The organism is Actinomadura sp. KC216 (assembly GCF_004348535.1).
Classification (GTDB): Bacteria; Actinomycetota; Actinomycetes; order Streptosporangiales; family Streptosporangiaceae; genus Spirillospora.
The window spans coordinates 24,809-46,794 of record NZ_SMJX01000025.1 but is presented as its reverse complement, the minus strand read 5'-3'; the positions used below and the strand labels follow the sequence as shown (position 1 = coordinate 46,794).

15 protein-coding genes and 1 tRNA gene are annotated in these 21,986 nt (G+C 68.6%); 10 read left to right on the top strand and 6 right to left on the bottom strand.

Annotation, left to right across the window (positions count from 1 at the left end):
* Positions 1 to 56 precede the first annotated feature (56 nt).
* Positions 57 to 130, top strand: a tRNA-Pro gene (locus tag E1264_RS07090).
* A gap of 653 nt (positions 131 to 783) precedes the next feature.
* Here the strand turns inward: E1264_RS07090 and E1264_RS44495 are convergent.
* Complete coding sequence (locus E1264_RS44495) at positions 784 to 1,137, bottom strand: hypothetical protein (protein ID WP_207935768.1); 354 nt, start codon at positions 1,135 to 1,137, stop codon at positions 784 to 786.
* Here E1264_RS44495 and E1264_RS44490 point away from each other — a divergent pair.
* From E1264_RS44490 to E1264_RS07070, 4 genes are all read left to right on the top strand, one after another.
* Positions 1,130 to 1,438: a hypothetical protein gene (locus E1264_RS44490; protein WP_207935767.1), complete on the top strand. Its 309-nt coding sequence runs from the start codon at positions 1,130 to 1,132 to the stop codon at positions 1,436 to 1,438. The genes E1264_RS44495 and E1264_RS44490 overlap by 8 nt on opposite strands.
* A 476-nt stretch (positions 1,439 to 1,914) precedes the next feature.
* Complete coding sequence (locus E1264_RS07080) at positions 1,915 to 5,766, top strand: AAA family ATPase (protein WP_132170809.1); 3,852 nt, start codon at positions 1,915 to 1,917, stop codon at positions 5,764 to 5,766.
* Positions 5,767 to 6,316: 550 nt separating this feature from the next.
* On the top strand, positions 6,317 to 8,998 hold the full coding sequence (locus E1264_RS07075) for a LuxR family transcriptional regulator (RefSeq protein WP_132170807.1): 2,682 nt from the start codon (positions 6,317 to 6,319) through the stop codon (positions 8,996 to 8,998).
* 53 nt (positions 8,999 to 9,051) lie between these two features.
* Positions 9,052 to 9,507: a hypothetical protein gene (locus tag E1264_RS07070; RefSeq protein WP_132170805.1), complete on the top strand. Its 456-nt coding sequence runs from the start codon at positions 9,052 to 9,054 to the stop codon at positions 9,505 to 9,507.
* On the opposite strand, the gene E1264_RS45880 is transcribed toward E1264_RS07070, so the two are convergent.
* A complete protein-coding gene (locus E1264_RS45880; RefSeq protein ID WP_279490011.1) occupies positions 9,500 to 9,634 on the bottom strand; it encodes a hypothetical protein in 135 nt (44 codons plus the stop codon). The two genes, E1264_RS07070 and E1264_RS45880, sit on opposite strands and share 8 nt — an antisense overlap.
* Positions 9,635 to 9,660: 26 nt before the next feature.
* Between E1264_RS45880 and E1264_RS07065 the strand changes: the two genes are divergently transcribed.
* The 3 genes from E1264_RS07065 to E1264_RS07055 all read left to right on the top strand — a co-directional run bounded on the left by E1264_RS07065 (position 9,661) and on the right by E1264_RS07055 (position 12,357).
* A complete protein-coding gene (locus E1264_RS07065) occupies positions 9,661 to 9,852 on the top strand; it encodes a hypothetical protein (RefSeq protein ID WP_132170803.1) in 192 nt (63 codons plus the stop codon).
* Positions 9,853 to 10,017: 165 nt separating this feature from the next.
* On the top strand, positions 10,018 to 11,025 hold the full coding sequence (locus tag E1264_RS07060) for an RNA polymerase subunit sigma-70 (RefSeq protein ID WP_132170801.1): 1,008 nt from the start codon (positions 10,018 to 10,020) through the stop codon (positions 11,023 to 11,025).
* Between the two features lie 177 nt (positions 11,026 to 11,202).
* Positions 11,203 to 12,357, top strand: coding sequence for an epoxide hydrolase family protein (locus tag E1264_RS07055; RefSeq protein WP_132170799.1), 1,155 nt, complete (start codon positions 11,203 to 11,205; stop codon positions 12,355 to 12,357).
* A gap of 121 nt (positions 12,358 to 12,478) precedes the next feature.
* Here E1264_RS07055 and E1264_RS07050 read toward each other — a convergent pair whose 3' ends face one another.
* The gene (locus tag E1264_RS07050; RefSeq protein WP_132170797.1) at positions 12,479 to 13,063 is read right to left on the bottom strand and encodes a dihydrofolate reductase family protein; all 585 of its coding nucleotides are present in this window, start codon (positions 13,061 to 13,063) and stop codon (positions 12,479 to 12,481) included.
* On the opposite strand from E1264_RS07050, the gene E1264_RS07045 reads away from it, so the two are divergent.
* Positions 13,041 to 13,274, top strand: a complete 234-nt coding sequence (locus tag E1264_RS07045; protein WP_132170795.1) for a hypothetical protein — start codon at positions 13,041 to 13,043, stop codon at positions 13,272 to 13,274. The genes E1264_RS07050 and E1264_RS07045 overlap by 23 nt on opposite strands.
* A gap of 15 nt (positions 13,275 to 13,289) precedes the next feature.
* Here E1264_RS07045 and E1264_RS07040 read toward each other — a convergent pair whose 3' ends face one another.
* The 3 genes from E1264_RS07040 to E1264_RS07030 form a co-directional block, all read right to left on the bottom strand.
* Complete coding sequence (locus tag E1264_RS07040; protein WP_132170793.1) at positions 13,290 to 15,197, bottom strand: hypothetical protein; 1,908 nt, start codon at positions 15,195 to 15,197, stop codon at positions 13,290 to 13,292.
* Between the two features lie 388 nt (positions 15,198 to 15,585).
* Complete coding sequence (locus E1264_RS07035) at positions 15,586 to 17,202, bottom strand: hypothetical protein (protein WP_132170791.1); 1,617 nt, start codon at positions 17,200 to 17,202, stop codon at positions 15,586 to 15,588.
* Between the two features lie 78 nt (positions 17,203 to 17,280).
* Positions 17,281 to 18,594 carry an alpha-amylase family glycosyl hydrolase gene (locus E1264_RS07030; RefSeq protein ID WP_132170789.1) on the bottom strand — a complete coding sequence of 438 codons (1,314 nt, stop codon included), beginning with the start codon at positions 18,592 to 18,594 and terminating at the stop codon, positions 17,281 to 17,283.
* 406 nt (positions 18,595 to 19,000) lie between these two features.
* Between E1264_RS07030 and E1264_RS07025 the strand changes: the two genes are divergently transcribed.
* The gene (locus tag E1264_RS07025; RefSeq protein WP_243710801.1) at positions 19,001 to 21,733 is read left to right on the top strand and encodes a DUF6185 family protein; all 2,733 of its coding nucleotides are present in this window, start codon (positions 19,001 to 19,003) and stop codon (positions 21,731 to 21,733) included.
* Positions 21,734 to 21,986 lie beyond the last annotated feature (253 nt).

Here is a 21,986-nt window from a genome sequence, read left to right as displayed (position 1 = left end):
CAGTCAAGTGCGCTGCCAAACTGCGCTACAGTAATCAGGCCCGCTCCAACGGGCACCGGGACGTAGCGCAGTTTGGCAGCGCACTTGACTGGGGGTCAAGGGGTCGTGGGTTCAAATCCCGCCGTCCCGACACAGGCCAGGCCCACTTTTCGGGCGTGGCACGTAGGACAGAGATGTTCGTCTGTGGGAATTCTGTGGGACGATCTTCGTTTCGTCCCTTTTCCTTTGCCAGATGGCGGGCTCGAAGCAACTCGTCCAGCGCAGCCACCGGCGAACTCTGTGACAGGGCGGGCCGGGCGTCCAGGGACGCTTCCCACCGCGCGGTGAGTTCAACGTTCAGTTCGTCTCGCATCGTCTGCGTGACGTGCGTATAGCGTCGCTGCACCGACCCGTCCTCGTGGCCCATCCGCTCGTCGATCAGCACCGACCGAATACCGGCCTCCTCCAGCGTCGTGCGGCGGCTGTGCCGCAGACCGTGCGGCGTCAGGTCCGCGGCGATCGGCGTCCAGCACGCCTGTGCCCGGCCCTGCGAGTTCCGGCCCCGCAGTGGCCGCCCGGGGAACAGCTCGGCCGCCAGCGGCACCGGGTGCGCGGGCCGGGGGGCTTCTTGAGGTACCAGCCTGAGGCGGCCGGGGTGAAGACCCAGGAGGCGAAGCCCGACCGCCGCAGGCGACACGGTGGTGGGCGCGAATCCCGACTCCGCGATCACCTCCTCGACCCGCTCGCGGAGGCCGTCGGTCACCCGCTCAGGATGGTTGAGGACGTTGGACACGGTGCCGACGCTCACGCCCCGTACGCCGGGCGACGTCCGCCGCCGCCACACTCCCGGCGCGCCCGGCTGCCGGCTGCCGGCTGCGGAAGACGTAGCGGCGCCCGTGGCACGGCCACGGCTTCTGGGGCCGTGCGGGCGATCTGGTCCAACACCAGCTCCGACAGCCACGGGGGCAGCTCGGCGGTTCGATAGGAGTCGTCCTTGGGCGGGATGCGGTGCAAGATTCCGTCGTCGTCCTCCCACAGCTGCCACTCGACGCGGACGCTGCCGAGCCGCGGGCCGACCAGCTCGGCCCACCGCATACCGGTGTAGCCGCCGAGCAGGATCATCTCCAGCTCGCCGTCCCGGCCAGTGAGGATGGACACCCGCTCCGCGCGCGAATGCGTCCAACGCGGCCCCGAAACCACCTTCGTGCTCGTCCAGGTGGTGACGCTCGCCGCCGACGTCGCGGGCATCCGTTTCGACGACAAGGACGACGCGGAATGCAACGGCGTCGCGATCATCAAGAACGATCAGAAGGGTCACCGCAAACACCGCGGATCACGCGGAGGCCGCCCCGGGGCGCTAGCCCTAGATCGTGACATGTGCAGCCGAGGTCACCACGGCGCAACGCCACTGCCCGGCTCCAGGCCCTTCTGGCTGCCAGCCGCGGTGCTCACGGCGTAGCCCGGTGGCCCTGCGAACGGCTCCGATCCTGCACTCCAGTGGAACGGCATCGAGACCGCGCATCGACGTCTGCAAGCGAACCGCTACCCGGCGCGCGACCTCGTCCTGGTTTGGACTGCGGTGCCTCGCCGGTTGGCATCACTGATTGCGGCACGTAGCTCGGTGATTGATGTGATGAGAGGGATGCAGGACTTGACGAAGTGGGCGGCCGCTCGGGGGAGGCCGGCTGCGGCACCCATGACGACGATGAGAGCGCCAATCACGTTCAGGATGGTCGTGGCCACGTGGACTCTCCTGCCAGTGGTCGAGTGGTTGGTCGGCTCGAAGGCCGGTTGCTGCCGATTGACGCATTCGTCGGGGCCGACATCTGCCATCTGGACTTGACCGGAAGCGTTGTCGCAGGCGGGCGGTCTATCGTGGTTTTCCGGTCCGGTCCGGTCCGGTCCGGATGACACGGCTCAGCGGCAGGGGCACTGGTGAGCGAGGAGGAGCCGACACCGCGGCAGTTGTTCGCCGCCCGGCTTACTGAACTGCTTGGGGTGACCGCGGACCTTCCCCTCAAGAGGGTGGTCGCTGAGGCCAATCGGCGGCGGCCCACCGGGCGCGGGCGTCCGGTGTCGGGGCGGCGAGTCAGCGATTGGAAGCGCGGCCGGCATCTCCCCGAGTCCGAAGCGGCGTTCTTGGTCTTCGTCCGGGTGCTGATTGAGCACTGCCGTGGTCGCCGAGTGTCTTCTGGCCAGGCCAGCCCGGGGCTGTTGGACGAGGAGCAGTGGCGGCTTTGGCTTCGTGCCGCCCGCAACTCCCCACCTGCCCTGCCGTCCCCGGCCGAGCCTTCTGAACCTGCCCAAGATGCCGGGGCACTCTCACAGGCCGTGGCGGCCGGCAGGTGGGCTGATGAGTGCCCCTATATGGGGTTGGCGCCCTTTGGGCATGGCCACGCCGAGGTGTTCTATGGCCGCAAGGAACTGACTGCACAGCTGGTGGACGCGCTAGCTGATCGGCTGGACCGGCCGGGGATATTGTTGGTGAGCGGAGCGTCGGGCGTGGGCAAGTCCTCTCTGGTGCGGGCGGGCCTGCTGCCAGCGCTGGCCTCGGGAGCACTCAGTGCCGAATCGGCCCGTTGGCCGGTGGCGGTGGTCCAGCCCACCAGCCGGCCGATCGATGAGCTGGCGCGTGTGCTGGCCAAGATCGCCGACCGAGATCCAGCCGTCGTCCGCTCGGTGCTCGAGGTCACCCCGGAGCAGTCGCACGTCGTGGTGCGGGACCTGGTGGATGCCCGCTCCTCCACCACAGGTGCGGCCGCGGCCAGCACTGGGGATCGGCTCGTGCTGGTGGTGGATCAGTTCGAGCAGATCTTCACTCTCCCCGACGACGCTGACCCTGATCGCGCGGGCCTGTCCCAGCGGCAACGCCAGGACTTCATCACGGCTTTGCATGCCGCCGCCACGCGTCCGTGCGGGCCCGGTGGAGAACCGGCCGCAGTGGTGATCGCGGTGATCCGCGCTGACCTTCTGCGCGCGTGCGCAGCCCACACCGAACTGGCCGAATCGGCTAAGGAGGGGTTCTTCCTGGTCGGACCAATGACCTCGGCGCAGTTGCGGCTGACCATCACCGGTCCTGCCGAGACAGCGGGCTTGCACATCGATCCCACTCTGGTCGACACCATCCTTGCTGATCTGCCCGTCTCTTCAGCCGATGGCGGGTACGAGGTGGGGGCGCTGCCACTGCTGTCGGAGGCGATGCGCGTCACCTGGACCCACCGCGATGGCGACCGGCTCACCCACCACGGCTACGAACGATCCGGCGGGGTGGCCCATGCCATCCAGACCAGCGCCGAAGCTGTCTACCAGTCGCTGCTCCCCGCCCAGCAGGACACGGCCCGCCAGGTGTTCCACCGCCTCACCAAGATCACCCGCGATGGCCGGGCCGTTCGCCGTCCCATGCCCTACGTACGCCGGCAGGTTGATCCTGAAGTCGGCTCTCCCGGTCCGCCGGAGGCTCTCATCACCGTCGAAGGGCACGGTACCGACGTTCCCGCTGGGATCGAAGACGTGGTCGATGCCTTCGCGGCGCAACGGCTTCTCGTCGTGGAAGGGGCAACCGCACAGATCACCCACGACTCTCTGCTGCAGGCCTGGGGACGGCTTCGCTCCTGGCTGCAAGACGAGCCAGCGATCCGCGCGCTGTACGGCCAGCTTGGCGATGATGCCACGGAGTGGGCCCGTAATGGCCAGCCCTCCTCCTATCTTTACCGGGGGGAACGTCTGGCCGCGGTTTCTAACGCGCAGTCACACTGGCGCCGGGCCCCCGATCGCTATCCTGCGCTGAGCCAAGAAGAGCAGGACTTTCTCAACGCCAGCGTCAAGGCCGAGATCCGCCGTGTCCAGCGACGCTGGTCCTTCCTCATAGCCCTCGCGGGGCTCCTCGTCATCGCCGTTGCGACCACGGTCATGACCATCCGGGCCGCGCGGGAGACCACCGCTCAACGTGACATCGCCGTCTCCCGCCAGCTCGCCGCGCAAAGCCGACTCCTCAACGACCCCGAAACCGCAGCCCTTCTAGCCATCGCGGCCTGGCGCATCAACCCCACTCCCGAAGCCCGCGCCAGCCTAATCGCCGTCTTGCTAGGCCCGTATCAGGGCAGGCTCACAGACCATAATGTCCCGATCAGCTCGGTGGCCTTCAGCCCCGACGGGCAGACCCTGGCCGGCGTCGGCGGCGACGGCCCATTAGGTAGTGCGTGCTTGTGGGACGCGGCCGGACGTCGCATACGCCCGCCATGCCTGAACCTTAGCGACCGTACGGGCCCGGCCCGCACGGTGGCCTTCAGCCCCGACGGAAAGACCCTCGCTATCGGCGGTGACCATGGAGTGGCAGGTGTGTGGGATGTGGCCACTCGCCGCCAGGCCGGGCCACTTCTGGTCGGCCACACCGCCCCAATCCGCACGATGGCGTTCAGTCCGAACGGCGAGACCCTCGCGACCGGCGGCGATGACCACACTGTACGACTGTGGGACATGGCCAGCCGCCAGCAGATCGGCGCACCTCTGACCGGTCACACTGGTCCGGTCCGTACGCTGGCGTTCGGACCGGACGGCAGGACTCTGGCCACTGGCGGCGATGACCGCACCGTACGCCTGTGGGACATGACCGGCCGCCAGCAGATCGGCCTACCCCTGGCCGGCCACACCGGCCCGATCAACACAGCCGCCTTCAGCCCGGACGGCAAGACCCTCGCGACTGCCGCCGAGGGCGCGGTGCGCGTGTGGAGTGTGGGCGACCGCCGCCTCCGCGGCTCTCGCCTGGACCACACTGCCGCAGTCAACGCGGCCACCTATAGTCCAAACGGCAAGATCCTCGCGACCGCCGACGATGACCGCACCGTACGCCTGTGGGACGTGGCCAGCCGCCAGCAGATCGGCCCACCCCTGACCGGCCACACTGGTCCGGTCCGTACGCTGGCGTCCAGCCCAGATGGCAGGACTCTGGCCACTGGCGGCGATGACGGCACCGTACGCCTGTGGGACATGACCGGCCGCCAGCAGATCGGCCCACCCCTGACCGGCCACACCGGCCCGATCAACACAGCCGCCTTCAGCCAGGACGGCAAGATTCTCGCCACCGGCAGCGCCCAGGACCGTACAGTCCGGCTGTGGGACATCGCCGCCCGCCAGCCGGTCGGTGGTCATCCATTGAGCATCACCAAGGTCAACGCCGTGGCCTTCGGTTCGGACGGTCACCTCGCGACCGGCGGGGACGATCACGTTGTGGGCCTTTGGAGTATGACCAAAGGATGGTCCCGATCATTTCCCGACCCGCGGAGCCGGATCAATTCTTTGGCGTTCAGCCCGGACGGCAAGACTTTGGCCACAGGCGACGACGACGGCACGGTGCAATTGTGGGGATGGGATCAGGCCACCCCTCCCAGCCTCCGCCGGACCGGCCCGGCGTTGCTCGGCCACGCTCGCCCAGTCAATACCGTCGCCTTCAGCCCGGACGGCAGAACCCTGGCCAGCAGCGCCAACGACCACGTCCGTCTATGGGACATGACCACCCGCAGCCAGATCGGCCCCCTCCTTGACGGGCATACCGGTCCGATCAATACCGTCGCCTTCAGCCCGGACGGCAAGACCCTGGCCAGCAGCAGCGACGACCATACGGTCCGGTTGTGGAACATCGCATTGCCAGGCGATCTCGTTAATGCGACCTGCGTCATTGCCGGTCGAATGCTGGAACCCGGAGAGTGGGTACAATATGTGTCCTCCGGCCACAAATTCCAAAACATCTGCCCAATGTTCGGAGAACCATCCACCGTCATGGGTAACTGAGGCTGTCTAAAAGGTGGGCTAGGTCGTGTCTGATAATTGGTGGTGGCGAAGCCACAGGATGAGCCTGGCAAAGCGGCGCTCGACCACGTTGCGGTGTTCGTACAACTCGGCGTCGAAGGCGGGCGGCCGCCGCAGCTGCCCTTGCGGGCCCGGTTGCCTGCTGATCGCGAGGTTCGGGGATCACCGTATGGATCCGGCAGCGGCGCAGGTAGGTGCGGATCCGCCGGGCCGAGTAGGCCCGGTCGCCGACCAGCACGTCCGGGGTGGTGCGGGATGCCCGCCGCGTGATTTAGGAAGGTGGCCAATCGACGGAAAGGCTCGCCGGGGCGTGGGTGGATAGAGCGACTCCAAAGGCCGTTGGGCCACCTGTGAAGTCCACCGTGCGGAGGACAAGGAGCCTACGTGGGTCATGAACGCCCGTGCCGAACGGCGAAGCGCCTGCGGAACGGCGACAACCTTCGGGCTACCCGATGAGTGTCGTGGCTATCAGTCACGCGGCGAGGGCCTGATTCGCGGGACCGGGTGATCGGGGCTGGGTGACACTGGCCGGGTGGAGGAACCGTTCGTAGGGCGCCGGCGGGAACTGGCGGAGCTGGAGCGCGCGGGTGCGGAGGCGTCCGAGGGGCGCGGGTCCGTCGTGCTGGTGGGCGGTGCGGCGGGCGTCGGCAAGTCCGCCCTGGTCGGCCGGGCCGTCTCGCGGCTCGGAGACGCCGTCGTGCTGACCGGACGCGCCGCCCGGGAAGAGGGGGCGCCGGACTTCTGGCCGTGGTCGCAGCTCATGGAGTCGCGCGCGGCCCTGGGGCTCGGCCTGCGTGTGCTCACGCCACCCGGGCAGGACGCCGCGAGCCTGCGGTTCGAGGCCATCGACCGGGCCGTGCGCGATCTGGCCGAGGCGGCGGAGCGGCAACCGCTCGTGCTGGTGCTGGAGGACCTGGACTGGGCCGACGAAGCCTCGCTGCGGCTGCTGCGTCACCTGGCGGGCGAGGCGCGGCACACCAGGATCGTGCTCTTCGGCACCTGCCGGACGGTGCCCGATCTTCTCGCCGAGGTGGCTTCCACGGCTCTCGGCCCGCTCGGCGAGGGGGACGTGGCGGAGTACCTGTCGCGCTTCGCTGAGGCGCATCCGTCATGGGCCCTCCGGCTGCACCGCGAGAGCGGCGGCAACGCGCTGTTCCTGCGCGAGCTCACGCGGACGCTTCCGGGCCGGCTCGCCGGGCCGGCCCCGGACCGGCTGCCCGTTCCGTCGGCGCTGCGCAGATTGATCGAGGTCAGGGGCGCGGGACTAGGCGAGGCGTGCCGTGCGCTGCTCGCGGGGTGCGCGGTCTACGGCGACCAGATCGACGTCGACGTCCTGCGGCCCGACCCCGAGCCGGTCGCGGAGGCCGTCGCCGCGGGCATCCTGGTCGAGGATCCGCGCAGGCCCGGGTCGCTGAGCTGGTCTCACGGGCTCGTCCGGACGGCCTGGTACGACCGGCTGCCCAGAAACGAACGCCTTGCCTGGCACCGCCGCATCGCCCGGGCGCACAGCGATCTGCACGCCGCCGCGTCCCACTGGACCAGGGCGGCCGTGGATCCGGAGGACCGCAGGGCCGCCGCCGAGGCCTGCTCGCGCGCGGCGGAACGAGACGAGCGCCGGTCGTCGTTCGACAGCGCCTGCTACTGGCACGGCCAGGCCCTGGCCTTCGCCGCCGACGACACCGAACGCTGCCGGAGGCTGCTCGGCCTGGCCGAAGCCGCCTACCGGGCGGGCCGGATCGCGGAAGCCCTGGAAGCCTGCGAAACCGCCGCCGGGCTCGCCGAACAGCTCGCGGACCCCGCGTCGCTCGCCAAAGCGGCGATCACCGTCGAGGGCGTGGGCGGCCCCCAGGCCGGAACGGTCGGCCGCCTGTGCGCACGCGCCCTGAAAGCGCCGTTGGACGACGCGACGCGCGCCAGAGTCCTGGCCCAGCAGGCCGTCTCGATGGCCGTCTCGGACGATCCCGAAACCGGGCCGGTCAGCGCCCGGGCCCTGGCCCTGGCCGAAGGTTCGGGAGACCTCGATGCCGTCGTGGCCGCCCTGCACGCCCGGCACCAGGCGGCCGGAGGCCCGGACGGCGTCGCCGAACGGCTGGCCGTCGGTGCCCGGCTCGGCTCACTCAGCCAGGACCGTCCGACGGCCGCGCTGTGGGGCCACACCTGGCGCATCGACGCCGCCTTCCAGCTCGGCGCCATCCCGGCGGTCGAGGCGGAGACCCGCGGCCTCGCCGATCTCGCGGCGCGTCCGGGAGGCCTGCTGGCCCGGTGGCATCTGCTGCGTACACAGGCGTCATTGGCGCTGCTCACCGGCCGCCTCAACGAGGCAGCCGACCTGGCGCGGGCCTTCGAGGAGATCGGCGAGCACACCGGGGACGTGTCGGCCCAGGGTGCGGCCTTCGTGTTCGCCACCTACCTGGAGCGGCGCACCGGCGAGCAAGGACGGGCACAACCGCCCGCCGCCTACGCCACCGTGATCCACCAGGTCCCGATCCTGATGGCCGTGACGGCGATGCTGCACCTCGAGCGTGAAGAGCCCGACGAGGCCGCGGTCCTGTTCGAACGGCTCCGGTCCCGTCTCGACGACCTGCCGGTCAACCAGCGCTGGACCGGAATCGTGACGGCCGTCTCCGAACTGGCCGCCGCCTTGGACGACCAGGAGACGGCCGAACGCTGCCTGCTCATGCTCAGGCCGTACAAGGGCTACTACGACAACCAGGCGGCCGGGTGCGGTGGATCCATCGCCAGGACCCTGGGCGTGCTCGCGACCTGCCTCCGCCGGTTCGACGACGCCGAACAGCACCTGACGGCGGCGGCGAGGATGGAGCGCAGGACGTCCGCGCTCCCCACGCTCGCGCTGACCGAGCTCGCCCACGCCAGGCTGCTCCGAGCCAGGTCCGCGGAGCGGGCCCGCGCCCTGACCCTCGCCGAGCAGGCCGCCCGCACCGCCCGGCGCCTCGGCATGGCACGGGTGGCGCGCGAGGCCTCGGCACTGGCCGACGAGCTGTCCGGGGTGAGCGGCGCAGCCGCCCTGACCGGCCGCGAACGCGAGGTCGCCGGCCTGGTCGCCGCGGGCCTGGCCAACCGTGAGATCGCCGGGCGGCTCCACCTCTCCGAGCGCACCGTGGAGACGCACATCCGCAACGCCCTCGCCAAGCTCTCCCTCGCCAACCGGACCCAGCTCACCGCCTGGGCCCTCCGCAACGGAATACGCGGCTGATCTGCGTACCAGCACTGAGGCCCCGCGACGACTCACCGGGCGACACTCCACCCATGTACGCAACCTTCCATGACACAGCGCCCGAGAAGGGCGACCACTACGTGCTCCAGAGCGTCGGAGACGGCCACCGCTTCGCGCTCGTCCTGGACGCCACCGCGGGCACCTACGAGGTGCTCGACGACTGGTCCGGCCCCGCCGCCGAACAGGTCCCTGAAGCGGCCGCGATCACCAGCTTCGACGGCCCGGTCAGCGAGGCCCAGGCCGAGGCCGGGACCCAGGATCACCTGCTGCGTCTCAAGCCCGCCAGCGCGACGGCCGAGGGCTTCGTCCGGGGCCTCCTGCTCTGGGAACCACATGCCAGGGCCGTCAAGGCGGTGATCATGTCCACCACGTTCGAGCTCCTCGAGGCCGGGTCCCAGGCCGTCTACACCGCGCCCGTCCCGCGGGAGGTGGACCCGGCGCTGCTGTCCAAGCCCGACCGCATCGAGATCTGCCGAGTGATCAGCTGAACAGGGTCCGCCGGCTCGGTGAGCGCATCATGGCTGCCGCTGACGACCCCGCCTGGGACGAAGCGATCACCACGTCCATGCAGACCGTCACGACCTTGCTGGGAAAGCCGCCGATATCGCCGACCACGCCCCCTTCCCTCCGTGGTGGCGGGAATGGACGCCCACAACGACGGTGCCGCCGGCGCCTTCTTCCTCACCTCCCTCCTCGGCGTCATCGGCGCCATCGCCCTCGCCGTGGGCCTCTACCGCAGCGCCACCGTGCCGAAGGCCGCCGCCGTCCTGATCGGCCTGGGCCCGTCCTCACGATCGGCACCATGCCGGGCCCGCTCCAAGCCCTGCTCATAGCCTCCTCGGCCGTCCTCCTCCTCGGCACCACCTGGTCGGCCCTGGCGCTCCGCCGTCCGGCCGCCGCGTGACCGCGACGCCCCCGAAAGGCACAACCGCTCAGAAATCCTCCGACACATCGTCAGTACTGGTAGGCCCTCGCCACCCGCGGAAGGATTGACAACCATGAACGACTCCGAAGTGCTGGGCGGCGACGAGGCCGCGTTCATCGCGGCGGCCCGCTCGAACGACGCGGCACAGTTCGCGCTCATCACGGAGCGCTACCGGCGTGAGCTGCAGGTGCACTGCTACCGGATGCTCGCGAACTACGAGGACGCCCAGGACCTGACGCAGGAGACATTCCTGCGGGTGTGGAACAAGCGAGAGTCGTTCAAGGGCCACGCCGCGCTGCGGACCTGGCTGTACCGGATCGCGACGAACGCCTGCCTCGACTTCCTGGACAAGCGCAACGACCGCACGCCCGTGCCTGCCGAGCCGGCGGGCGCGGGCTCGGAAGTGCACTACCTGCAGCCCTACCCGGACCGGATGCTCCCGGAGGACCCGCAGGAATCGGTGGTCGCCCGGGAGACGATCGAGCTGGCGTTCATCGTCGCCGTCCAGCACCTGCCGCCGCGGCAGCGGGCGGTGTTCATCGTGCGCGACGTCCTCGGCTGGCCGGCGCCGAAGGCCGCCGACGCCCTCGAGCTGACCGTCGCATCGGTGACGAGCGCGCTGCAGCGGGCGCGCGTGACGATGCGCGAGCAACTGCCCGACCGCCGCCTCGACTGGCGCAGCCCCGCCACGCGCGAGCTGTCGGATGACGAGCGCGGCGTCGTGAGGTCGTATATGGACGCCCATGAGCGCAACGACCTCGACGCGCTGATGGCCCTGCTGCGCGACGACCTGCGTTTCGCGATGCTGCCCGATCCCGGCAAGGTGATCGTCACGGCCAAGGACGCGGTGGACGGCTGGGTCTCCAGCGGGCTCTTCCAGCGCGGCAAGGACGACTGGCGCTGCATCGCCACGACGGTCAACCGCATGCCTGCCGCCGCGCTGTACCTCCGCGCCCCCGGCGACCCGGAATACCGTCTGTTCACCATCGCGGTCCTGCGCATCGCCGACGGGAAGATCGCCGAGCTCACCGGATTCGACGCCACCGACAAACCATGGCTGGGTCTGCCCGCGATGCTCTGATCGGGCACGTCCCCAGTGTCGACGAGTCCAGCGCAGGGCCGGCGCGTCCGGGTTCGTTCTGCTCCTTGTTGCAGACGAACCTTGCCCGACGTGTCCAACTCCAGGCAGCGACTGGAACGGAACGATTCGTTCTGCTACTATAGGAACAGAACGTTCCGTTCAGCAAAGGGGCAGAGCATGACCGAGATCAAGCCGTTCCGCATCGAGATCCCGCAGGCGGACGTCGACGACCTGAAGAGCCGACTCGCCCGCACCCGCTTCGCCGACGAACTGCCCGCCGAGGAGTTCGCCGGGGAGCTGGAGGGCATCCCGACCCCGCCTGGATGGGAGTACGGCGTCCCAGGCTCGTACGTGCGCCCCCTGGTCGAGCGCTGGCGCGACGACTTCGACTGGCGCGCGCAGGAGGCCAGGCTCAACCGGTACCCGCAGTTCACCACCGAGATCGACGGCCAGACCGTTCACTTCGTGCACGTCAAGTCGCCCGAGCCGGGCGCGACCCCGCTGATCCTCACCCACGGCTGGCCGAATATGTTCACCGAGTACCTCGGGCTGGTCGACCGGCTGACCAGGCCGGACGCCGGTGGTCAGGCGTTCCATGTGGTGATCCCGTCCATCCCGGGCTTCGGCTTCTCCGGGCCGACGCGGGAGCGGGGCTGGAACGCCGCGCGGACCGCCGCCGCGTGGGCCGAGCTGATGACCCGCCTCGGCTACGAGCGGTACGGCGTGCACGGCAACGACGCGGGCGCCATCGTCGCGCCGATCCTCGGCGAGCTCGACCGCGACCGCGTCATCGGCGTTCACGTCAACCAGCTCTTCTCCTTTCCCAAGGGCGAGCCGGGTGAGTTCGAGGGGCTCACCGAGGCCGAGATGGGCCATCTGCAGTTCGGCCAGGCGTTCATCGAGCACGCGATCCACGACCGGTCGCAGGCCAACCAGCCGCAGACCCTCGCGCACGCCCTCGCCGACTCCCCCTCCGGCCAGCTGGCCTGGATCGGGCAGCTCCTCGGCGACGCGGTGGAACCGGACGAGCTGCTGACCATCGCCTCGCTGTTCTGGTTCACCAACACCTCGGCGTCCTCGGCCCGCTTCTACTTCGAGAACCGCGACTGGTTCGCCACCCACCAGGGCCAGAACCACAACGCCAGGACCACCGTCCCGATCGGCCTGGCCTCGTTCGCCTACGACTTCAAGCCGATCCGCAAGTTCGCTGAACGCGACCACTCCAACATCGTTCACTGGAACGACTACGACCGCGGAGGCCACTGGGCCGCGCACGACGCCACCGACCTGCTCATCGGCGACATCCGGGAGTTCTTCGGCAAGGTCGCCTGACGCCCCGTGGTGCGGGCGCCGGTCCCGTCGCGGACCGGCGCCCGCCGACGGCGAGCAAGAACACCCCGGACGCCAGGAAAGATCTCGACCTGGCGCTACGAGACGAGTATGTGGCCCGTGCTCAGCGCTTCTTCTCGTATCGGGTCAGCAGCACGCCGCCGGGAAAGGTCCGCGTCTCGACCAGGCTCAGGTTCACCCAGCCGTCCAGCGCGGTGAAGAACGGCGTGCCGCCGCCCACCAGAACCGGCATGGTGACCAGAACGTACTCGTCGATCAGCCCGGCCCGCATGGCCGCCCCGGCGAGCGTCGCGCCGCCGATGTCCATCGGGCCGCCGTCCTCTGCCCTGAGCCGGGCGATCTCGGCGACCGCGTCGCCGGCGACCAGGCGGGCGTTCCAGTCGACCTTGTCGATCGTCGATGAGAACACCACCTTCGGCATGTCCCGCCAGCGGCGCGCGAACTCCCTCTCCGCCGGGCTGGCGCCGGGCCGCTGATCGGCGGTCGGCCAGTGGGAGCTCATCGTCTCCCACAGCTTGCGCCCGTACAGCGCCAGGCTCGTCGCGGCCACCCGGTCGGACCACCACTGAAACAGCTCGTCGCCCGGCGACTCGTCCGGCCCCTCTCCCCCGCTCCAGCCGATGTCGTCGCCGGTCGCGGCGATGTAGCCGTCCAGGGTCACGTTCATGGCGAAGATCAGTTTCCGCATCGTGCCGGCCTCCCGTGAGTCGATCTCACACGTACAGACGGGTGCGGCGCGGAAACCTAATCGGTGCGACCTGCGTCGGCAGGCAGTCCTCGCGCTGGAGATCGCCAGGCAGTCCCCGACGCTCGACATCCGGACCGGCCGACCGGCCGGCGTCGTGGACCAGAAAGGCGAACCGGTGCTGGAGGCAATAGCGCGGCCGCTGCCGGGCTAGCGGGACGTGCATTCGTCATTGGCGGATAACGGTGCGGGTGATGCCAGCGATGATGGCGGTCGCCAGGATCCAGCCGGACGCGGTGAGTGCGAATGTGAGCCACTGCCAGAGACCGTCCGGCCTGTAGGCGGTTTCGAAACCGAAATTGATGACCGGTAGCAACACGTCGAGGGTGTAGATGAAGGGGTTGAAGGCCGATTGCCCGCCCGGATTGACCGGTGGCGGATGATGAGAGGCGAAGGCCACCGTTCCGGTCACCAGTAGGGCCAGTAGCCAACCTGCTGCACGGGCCGGGCGGTATCCATAGCCGACGGTGACGTCTTGGAGAAGGCCCCACGCCTTGGCGTACCAGGCAAGGTTGCCGCGATGGCGACGGTACTTGGCCAGTAGCACACTGCGGGCGGCCGCGTCGTCGCCGAGTCGCCGGTAGGCCGCCGCCAGCTGCTCGTAGGGCTGGGGGACGAAGGCGCGGTCCCTGCCGATCCATTGCAAGCGCGGGTCGACAGGGCCGGGTTCGGCCAGGGTGTCGTAGGTCAGCCCGTCCAGCCGTACCCGGTCCGGCCAGGAAAGCAAGTCGTCGTCGATCCGCTCGATGCGCGCGCCGGTAAGGTCGACGCTTCCCTCGATCCGCTCGCGTGTGTGCAGGACCAGCAGGTGCATGGACGTTCCGGGGCAGACAAGGGCGGCGGCACCGGGATTGCTCAGCCGGGCGTCGCGCAGGTAGAGCCAGTCGCCGATACGTGCCTGAATCATTCCCACCTCGCCCTCGATGGTGGCGCCTCCGAGGTGCAGTCCAGACTCGACGGTGAGGCCATGTAGCTGCAGTGCTCGACGGCCGGGGTTGGCCAGCCGCGTTCCCGTGAGGCTGAGCAGCCCGCCGATATTCGCGCGCAGCAGGCAGATCTCACCGGCCACCTCGGCCCTGCCGAAGAACGTGCTTGCGCCCACGGTGAGACCGTCCTCGGCCAGCAGAGCGGTTCCGCCGGGGTTGGAGAGCCGGGCGTCGATGAACGACAGGGGCCCGCCGACGCGAGCGGAATGGAGCTTGATCTCTCCCTCGGTGGCGATACCGACCGCGAACAGGCCCCCGTCAACCTTCAGGTGCCCGGCGTCCAGCACCCTTCCCTTCTCGTTGCGCAGGGACGCGCCGGAGAGTGTGAGATCGCCGGCTATGTGCGCGCCACGCAGCCAGATCTCGCCTTCGGCGGCGAACCCGGCGGAGCACATCAAGGCCCCGTCAATGGTGATCCGGTCGGCGTTCAGCGCCTGTCCGCCTGGAGTGCTCAGCCGGGCCTGCCGCAGGTCCAGGATCGCGCCCACCCGTGCTCCTACCAGGCTCACCTCACCCTCTGCGGAGAAACCTCCCCCGCAGAGCATTCCGGAGTCGACGGCGAGGCCGTCCCCGGTCAGAGCGACATCCCCGGGGCGAGACAGGCACGTCCCCTGGAGATCCAACTGCCCGGACACGTGGGCGCCGAACAAGTCCGACCAGCCGTCGATGCCGCATGACCGCACCACCAGGTTCGCGTCCATGCGTGCGAATCGGGCCACGAAACCCGGCAGCCGGCACCGGGTCAGTTCGACGGCGCGGGTACGTGCCCAGGTCAGGTCCGGTGGGTCGGTGAACGCACAGCCGTCGAAGAAGACCGCCATCGAGACTTCGCTGTGGGCGAGGTCCAGGCAGCCATCGATGCGGGCGCCGGCCAGCCGTAGTGCGGGCACCACCCCGCCCCGAGGAGTCTCGTCCACCCCCAGAAGCAGGGTACGGATGACCTTCGCGCGGATCGTCCGGTCCAGCCCCCAACCATCGCCGCCTGCGGGATCGCCGTCTTCCATCCGCCCGGTACTGAGGTCGAGAGGATCGCCCCCACAAACCGCCTCCCAGAGCGCTTCCTCCGGTGCGGTGAGATCGTCCGGCCTCATGTTCGTTCACCCCGCTCGCAGTCACTCGCCCCCATCCTGGCGGCCGTCCGGGGGCGGTGGAGACCAGCTACCGCGATCGGCTCGCTGAGGCGAAGAACCGCGTTGGTCGCCCGTCCGCCACGCCGCCCAGTTACCAGGTATGGGACGGACTGGTCGGGACGGAGGTCGGCCGGCGGGCCACGGTCCAGCGGTTGAGGGTGCGGCGATACCGTGCGCGCCGTCTTCGCCGCCATGACCGTCCATCCGACACGCACCCTCCTGCATCATCCCTCGCAGCGCGCCACCACCCCGTAACACCAACACGGCGACGGCCGACCACACTTTGGCCTACCGTTCGCCGGACTTGAGAGCGCGAAGTGTCCAGAGCCCGAACAGGGCCAGGGGCCGTCTAGCCTGCTCCGCTTGGGGCTGGTTGTTCGGCGGCGCGCTCGATGTCGTCGGCGACGCGGTGGGCGAGTTCCCGGGCGTGGGCGCCCTCAAGGAGTCCGTGAGTCAGCGTGCCCAGGATCTCCCAGACATCCGCGACGGCGGGAGCGTTCGGCATGAACAGCCCCTCTCGGCAGATGTCCACGATGAGACCGGGCACCTCGCCCTCGGCGATGATGTTGCCGCCGGACAGTATTGGCAGGCGCATCTCCCGGGACAGAGCCCGGCAATAGTGGCGACGTTCTTCGAGCATGGGCTCGAAGAAGTCTTCTGCCAGTTCGCCGTTCTCGCTGCGGTCCGGGATGACGAAACCATAAATGATCGCCATTCCCGTGCCCCGGGCCTGGCCCGCGAACGGCGGGATCCGGCTGGCCGCGTGGCCGAAGTCCCATTCTTCGCATCGCTCGTAGGCGCCGGCCGTGTCGATGAGGAAAGGCGAGAGGCGTGCGGCGAACCGGCGCCGCGCCTCCGCGTGGTCGACTGTCACGTCGAAGGCCTCGGGATACTCGCGGTGTAGTTTCTGGAATCGCTCAAGCGCACGCCGGGTCTCTTCGGACCGCAGTGGGGTGGGGTCAAGGGTCCAGGTGTGGTGCGGACCGGGGGCGAATATCTTCGCACCCGCGCCGGCCAGCAGATGCCATGCCATGACCGGGTCCCCGGTCGGGCCGATGGGCAGGCACATGGGCCGGAAGACCTCGTCTCGGGAGGCGGGGAAGGAGGTCGCTATTCTCTGGCCGATATCGAGGAGTTCTTCGATGGTTTCAGGGGCCTCCCTGACCATGTCCCTGTTCCGGATCAAGAGCGGGCAGTCCAGGCCAAGAGGAATCCCACGTGCCCGGTTGCCGGCACGAAAATGGTGTTGCGTGGCAGCGACGAGAGCGTCCTGACTTTCTATGCGCCGGGTCGAAAAGAGCGTGAGGGAATGTGAGGAGAATTCGAGTTCGTCGAGCCAGTCGTGCGGCACGACGGCGACATGCGCGATGCTCTTGGCTTCTTCGGGGCGCTGGGACAGCAGCTGTCGCAACGCCTCACCGCCCAGCGGGTTGAAATCTATCGTCAAACTGTATTCGTGCAGCAGATCCTCTCCGAACTGCACCAAACCCTTGCGCAGCTCAAGCCCGCTGCAGACCCTCAGGAGCGAGGGCACCTTGCGAAGGTTCCCGCCCGCGCCCAGTTTCCATCGGTTCTGCCGTGAATCCGTGAACGACAGTTCGACACGGATCTCCCGCTGCGTGAGATCCGTCTCCGGTTTGACCACCACTTCGGGCGCGGCCTGCTCGGTGAAGGGGTCCAGCCGGACCTGGCGAGCATGCACGATCGAGTTGCCCTCGCTGTCCTCCACCCTCGCATCGACGTTCCACACCGGATCGTCGCTCTTGTTGACGAACGAAAGGATAAATTCGCTTTCGCCCTCGCTGGACGTGTTCGACCGCAGATTCCAATGAATCCTTCGGGCCTGGGACAGAAGCTGCTCTCGGCGGTCGTCAAAGAGCCTCAATCTGTTGATTCGATAGGCGCCGAATGCTATCGCCATCGCGACCAGGGAGAATACAAGGTTCAAGAACTGAAAGACCGTCACCAAGGCAGGACCACCACCAACGTGCGAGCAGGGTCGCCGTTTGAACTTTTCTGGCTCGGCTCCGGACTTCGCGCGGCGCTAGGCATGGCGTCCGCCTAACAGCACCACATATCCCCAGGCGGGCAGGTGGACGTCGGCCAAGGCGCCCGATGACACCGTCGCGCCCGTGGCCCAGTCAGTCCAGGCGCCGGACCCGTCCGCGTCCGCGAGGCGAGCCGTCCGAGGCACGTCGGAAAGATTGACGCCGACCACGACATGGCTCGAACCGTCCTTGCGTTCAAAAGCGAGGATGACGGGATCCCCGGCGTCCAGCGGTTCCATGCGCGCGCCCCATTGCGCATTGGACAGGCAGGAGTGTGTCTTCTTGAGAGCGATCAGCCGGCGATACAGATCGCCCATGGGGTGTGGACGCCACACGATCGACTTCTCTCCGAGGAAGTCGAGCCGCTCATCGAAGCCCGCCTCCTGTCCGTTGTAGATGAGAGGGACCCCCTCCCCAAGGACGGAGAGCACGACGCAGGCCTCGAGCGCTTCGCCGAACTGCTCGAACTCGGTGCCCTCCGAGGCGCTCTTGTCGTGGTTGGAGACGAAAGTCATGCGCATTGCCTCATGCGGCCAGAATTTCGCGTTCCAGGAGTAGTACACGCGAAGCGCGTCCGTCGACAGGTCCTTCCTGGCTATCTGATGGAGGGTGTCGTTCCAGGTCCATGAGTAGGTGGCGTCGAAGGCGGCCGCGTGGAGATCCCGCGACTCCCATTCCGCCAGCATGAAGACCGGCTTGACCGCCTCCGCCTCACGGCGCAGGTTCTCCCAGAAGTCGAGCGGGACGAACCCGGCCACATCGCAGCGGAACCCGTCCACCCCGGCCTCCTCCAGCCAGTAGAGCATGGCCCGGGTCATATAGCGGCGCAGGTCGGGAACCGAGTAGTCGAGTTCTACGATGTCGCTCCAGTCCCACCACGGCGTCGGACGGGGCCGGCCGTTACGGTCCTTGAGATACCAGTCGGGGTGCTCGGTCAACAGCCGATTGTCCCATGCGGTATGGTTGGCGACCCAATCCAATATCACACGCATTCCCAGGCGATGGGCCGTCGAGACGAATTCCCTCAGGTCCGACATCGTTCCCAGTTGAGCGTTGACCGAGTAGTAGTCCTTGACGGCATAGGGACTGCCGAGCGGGCCTTTTCTGTTGGCCTCGCCGATCTCGTGGACAGGCATCAACCACAGGATCCCCACGCCGAGGTCGCGCAGTCGTACCAGATGCTGCGTCGCCGCCCGGATCGTTCCCTCGTCTGTGAACTGGCGCGTATTTATTTGATACAGGACCGCGTCCTTGCACCAGTCAGGATGCCGGAGGCGGACGTAGGGCCGAGGAGAATAGGGATCTGGCATGGTGCACTGGCTCCCCTGAACGCGGACTCACCAAACATGAGACCTTTATGGGGATCAGGGAGGTCGCCGCCGTGGCGGCGAAGAGGGGTTCATGCGCCGACCGGGCCCTACCGGCACAAAGAAATGCTCCCCAGCTCTCACGGGGCAATGGATCATGAAGGTCGGTGAGCGTTCGGAGAACGTGTTCTCACGGTCACGCATGCGGCGGATTCTACACCAGGCCGGCCGCGATGGCCGGGCTAGGGCAGCGCGGTGATCTCGTTCTGAAGCGGCCCAATCCCAATGTGATCCCACGGGCGGCCTAGGCACAGTGCTTGGCGTTAGTCGCGGCGGCGACGCCGACCCGTGGGGCCGAATCCCGCCGTCCCCACCAGGTAGCCGCAGGTCAGGGCCCTAGTTCTGGCTCATGAGACGGGACCCTTTGATCGTTTACGGCCTGTCATCTCACGATCTCACACGCCTGGCTCCAGCCGGTGGGGCTTGGGTGTGCCCTATCAGTTGTGGAGGGATCTCTGTTTCCGTTGCTGTGGTCTGGAGTCGGTCAATTCGGAAGAATGGTTGCGTGGGTCGGGTCGTCGGGTGGCTTCTGATTGCGATCGTTGGGGCGGGTCTGGTTGTCGGCGGCTCGTTATGGCCTCCGCCGGACGAGCCTTCCTCGGTGCCCCAGGGTTCGTGGGAGCCGTGTACGCGTCCGACGGTCGCAGGAGCTCACCGGTCGACCACCCTGACGCTCGACGCGGAAGGCGAACCCACGTTCCGCGGCACGTTCAAGGTCACGGTTCCGATGACCTGGGAGCGTGCCGCGGACCTGTTGAAAGGGCCCGAGTCGCGGGACTACCGCCTGGCGATGCGGTGCCTTCTGCGGGCCAACGACGAGGACGTGTGGCGCTGGTACGAGAGACGCGCGCGGCGGCCCAAGGTCGAGGTCCGTGAAGGGGCGGTCGTGGTCCGCGATGAGTTCGTGGCCACGGGCTTGGACGTCCGCGGTGACAACCACGCCTCCCCGGCCGCGACCCGTGTCGGGCCCTGGCAGGTCGACCTGCGTGGGGCCAGGTGGCGGCTGAGCCTGGTCGACCAGCGTGAGACCAAGGCGGCCGTCTGGGACGAGGTGACCGTCGAGTTTCCCGGCGGATGGCTGGACCGTACGGCGAAGATGCCGACCGCCTCGGACGCCGACAGCGTCACCTGGAGGCGCATCACCTCTGAGCCTCGGCCCGAGGTATGGCTGAAGCCTGATCGGGTGACGCGGGCCGAACTCGAGCTGAGCGTGAGCCCGTGGTGGGCCTGGCGCGAGAGCTGGGGCTGGCTCATCTCCGCCGGAATGGTCGCGCTGGCGCTGGCGCTACTGCCGAGACCATGGTCACGGGCGGGCGCTCCCGGGCGGCCGCCGCTGTTCCTTTTCGTCCTGCCCATCGTCACGAGCGTCGTCGGGTGCTTCAGGGAGCCGCTCTTCGACCTGGCGGACGGTCCACCCGGCGCCTCTGTTCCAGACCTCGTTCTCCTGGTCGACATGTCGGTGTGGGCGTTGATATGCGTGGCCGTGGCGTGGTTCGCGCGGCTTCCGCGGCGACCGCTCATCGCGCTGGCGGCGCTGGCCGCCGGAGGCTATGTCTCGGCCCTCGCCGTCGGGGGCGTGCTCGACGGCCCCGACGGCAGGCCGTCCGACGTCTCTTTCGGAGTGCTCGTGCCGCTGGGGATGTCGGCGGGCGCCCTCGGGACCTTGCTGTGGGCCGGGGTGCTGAACGGGCTGCGTGTCGGCTGGTCCATCACGCGCGCCGCGGGCGCTTCCGCGAAGGCGAAGTGGCCGTGGGTGGCCGGAGGGGGCATCGCCGTCGCCACCGTTGTGCAGTACATCAACGCGGACATTGGCATCCGCAACAGTGGAGCGTGGCTGGCCGCACGGGACAGCACGATCGAGGAAGGCTCGGCGGCCAATCTGCTCTGGCTCCCGGTGAACATGTTCCACCTGGCGTCCCTCTGGCTGTGGCCGTTGGCCGGCCTGACCGCGGTACTGGTGGTACTGGTGAGTCGCCCAGAGGGAGTGGACTTCTCGCGCCGCTCACCTGCCGCCTATGTCGTCGGCTGGGTGTTTGCGGGGAACGCGTTCTACTGGAGCGTCTATTTCAGCGGTGTGCCGCTCCCGATCCCCGTGCTCACCGCCTTCCTGGCCATTGTGTTCGTGTTCGTCCTGGTCCAGCGCTGGGTCGTGCTCGAACGCCATTTGACGGGGCCGCCCCTTCGGCCGGGCAGGCGGTACCTGCGACTGCGCGATGCCGTGGCCTTGGTGCCCTTGGCGGACGTCCATGACGCGGCGGGCAGGTTCTTCGTCCTGCATCGGCGGGGACGCCGGCACGACCAGCAGAGACCGGGCGAGCCCTTGCAGGACGGCAATGAGGAGCATGACCGGATCGCCTCTGCCGAACGGGCTCTCTTGCGCTGGCCGCCAGGACGCGGTGACGGGTCGCGCGGGGCCGAGTTGCCTCCGGGAGTGACCCCGTTCGACGTCGCGATGTGCGTCGGTCCAGAAGTGGAGCCCGCCCTGCTGGCCCGGTACACCGCCCGGCTGGCCTTCTTCGCCAGCCTGCCGGTCGCCGGCTACTTCTACTGGCAGGAGTATGTAGATAAGTATTGGACCGGACTATCCGAAGGGCCGCTCTTTGGCGGTGCCGAACTCCCCATCGGCCTGGCCGTTGAAGTGCTTTTCTGGGTCTTCCCGGGCTTCCTGCTGGGGCTGCTGTGGCGGCACCTGCCCGGCCGCAGCGGGCCTGTCAAAGCGCTGCCGCTCGCCCTCGGCTATTTCGCTGGAGCCGGCGTAACGCTGCTGGGAATGACGATCGCCAACGAGCCGGACACCTCGCTGCTGATGCTGCGGTGCGGGCTCCTGCTAGCGCTGCTCACCCTGCTGGGCCTGCTGGTCGACCTGCGGACGCTGCGCCGGACCCTGCCGGGCTGGAGCCGCCCGCTGCAGTTCCTCATGGACGCCTACCGCCTGGACTCCTTCCCGACTCAGCTCACCTTCCTCCTCGCCCAGGTCGCCGCCTTGCTCGCGATCGTCCAGTTCGTACGCAGCGGCGGCGGCGAAGGAGACCCGCAGTATCCGTCGATCGACCCCTTCCAGATGGGCAGGCCCGGCGGCTAGCCGGCCGGACCGGCGCCGGTGGGAGCCGCAGGCTGCGAGCCCCTGTGCATGGGCTTCGCTAGCGGTTTCGTTGCGGGCTCTGTGTATCCGGCTGGTCGGCTGTGCGAGCAGGCATGGAAGTAGCGCATCGCTGACGTCTCCTCCCGCAAGTGTGCTGGCCAGCGCTGCGGGGGGCCATGGACCCGCGGCGGTGACCCCGGTTGACAGTCGCGTCGGAGCACTGTTCTACTATCCAGAGGAACGCTCTGTAGTA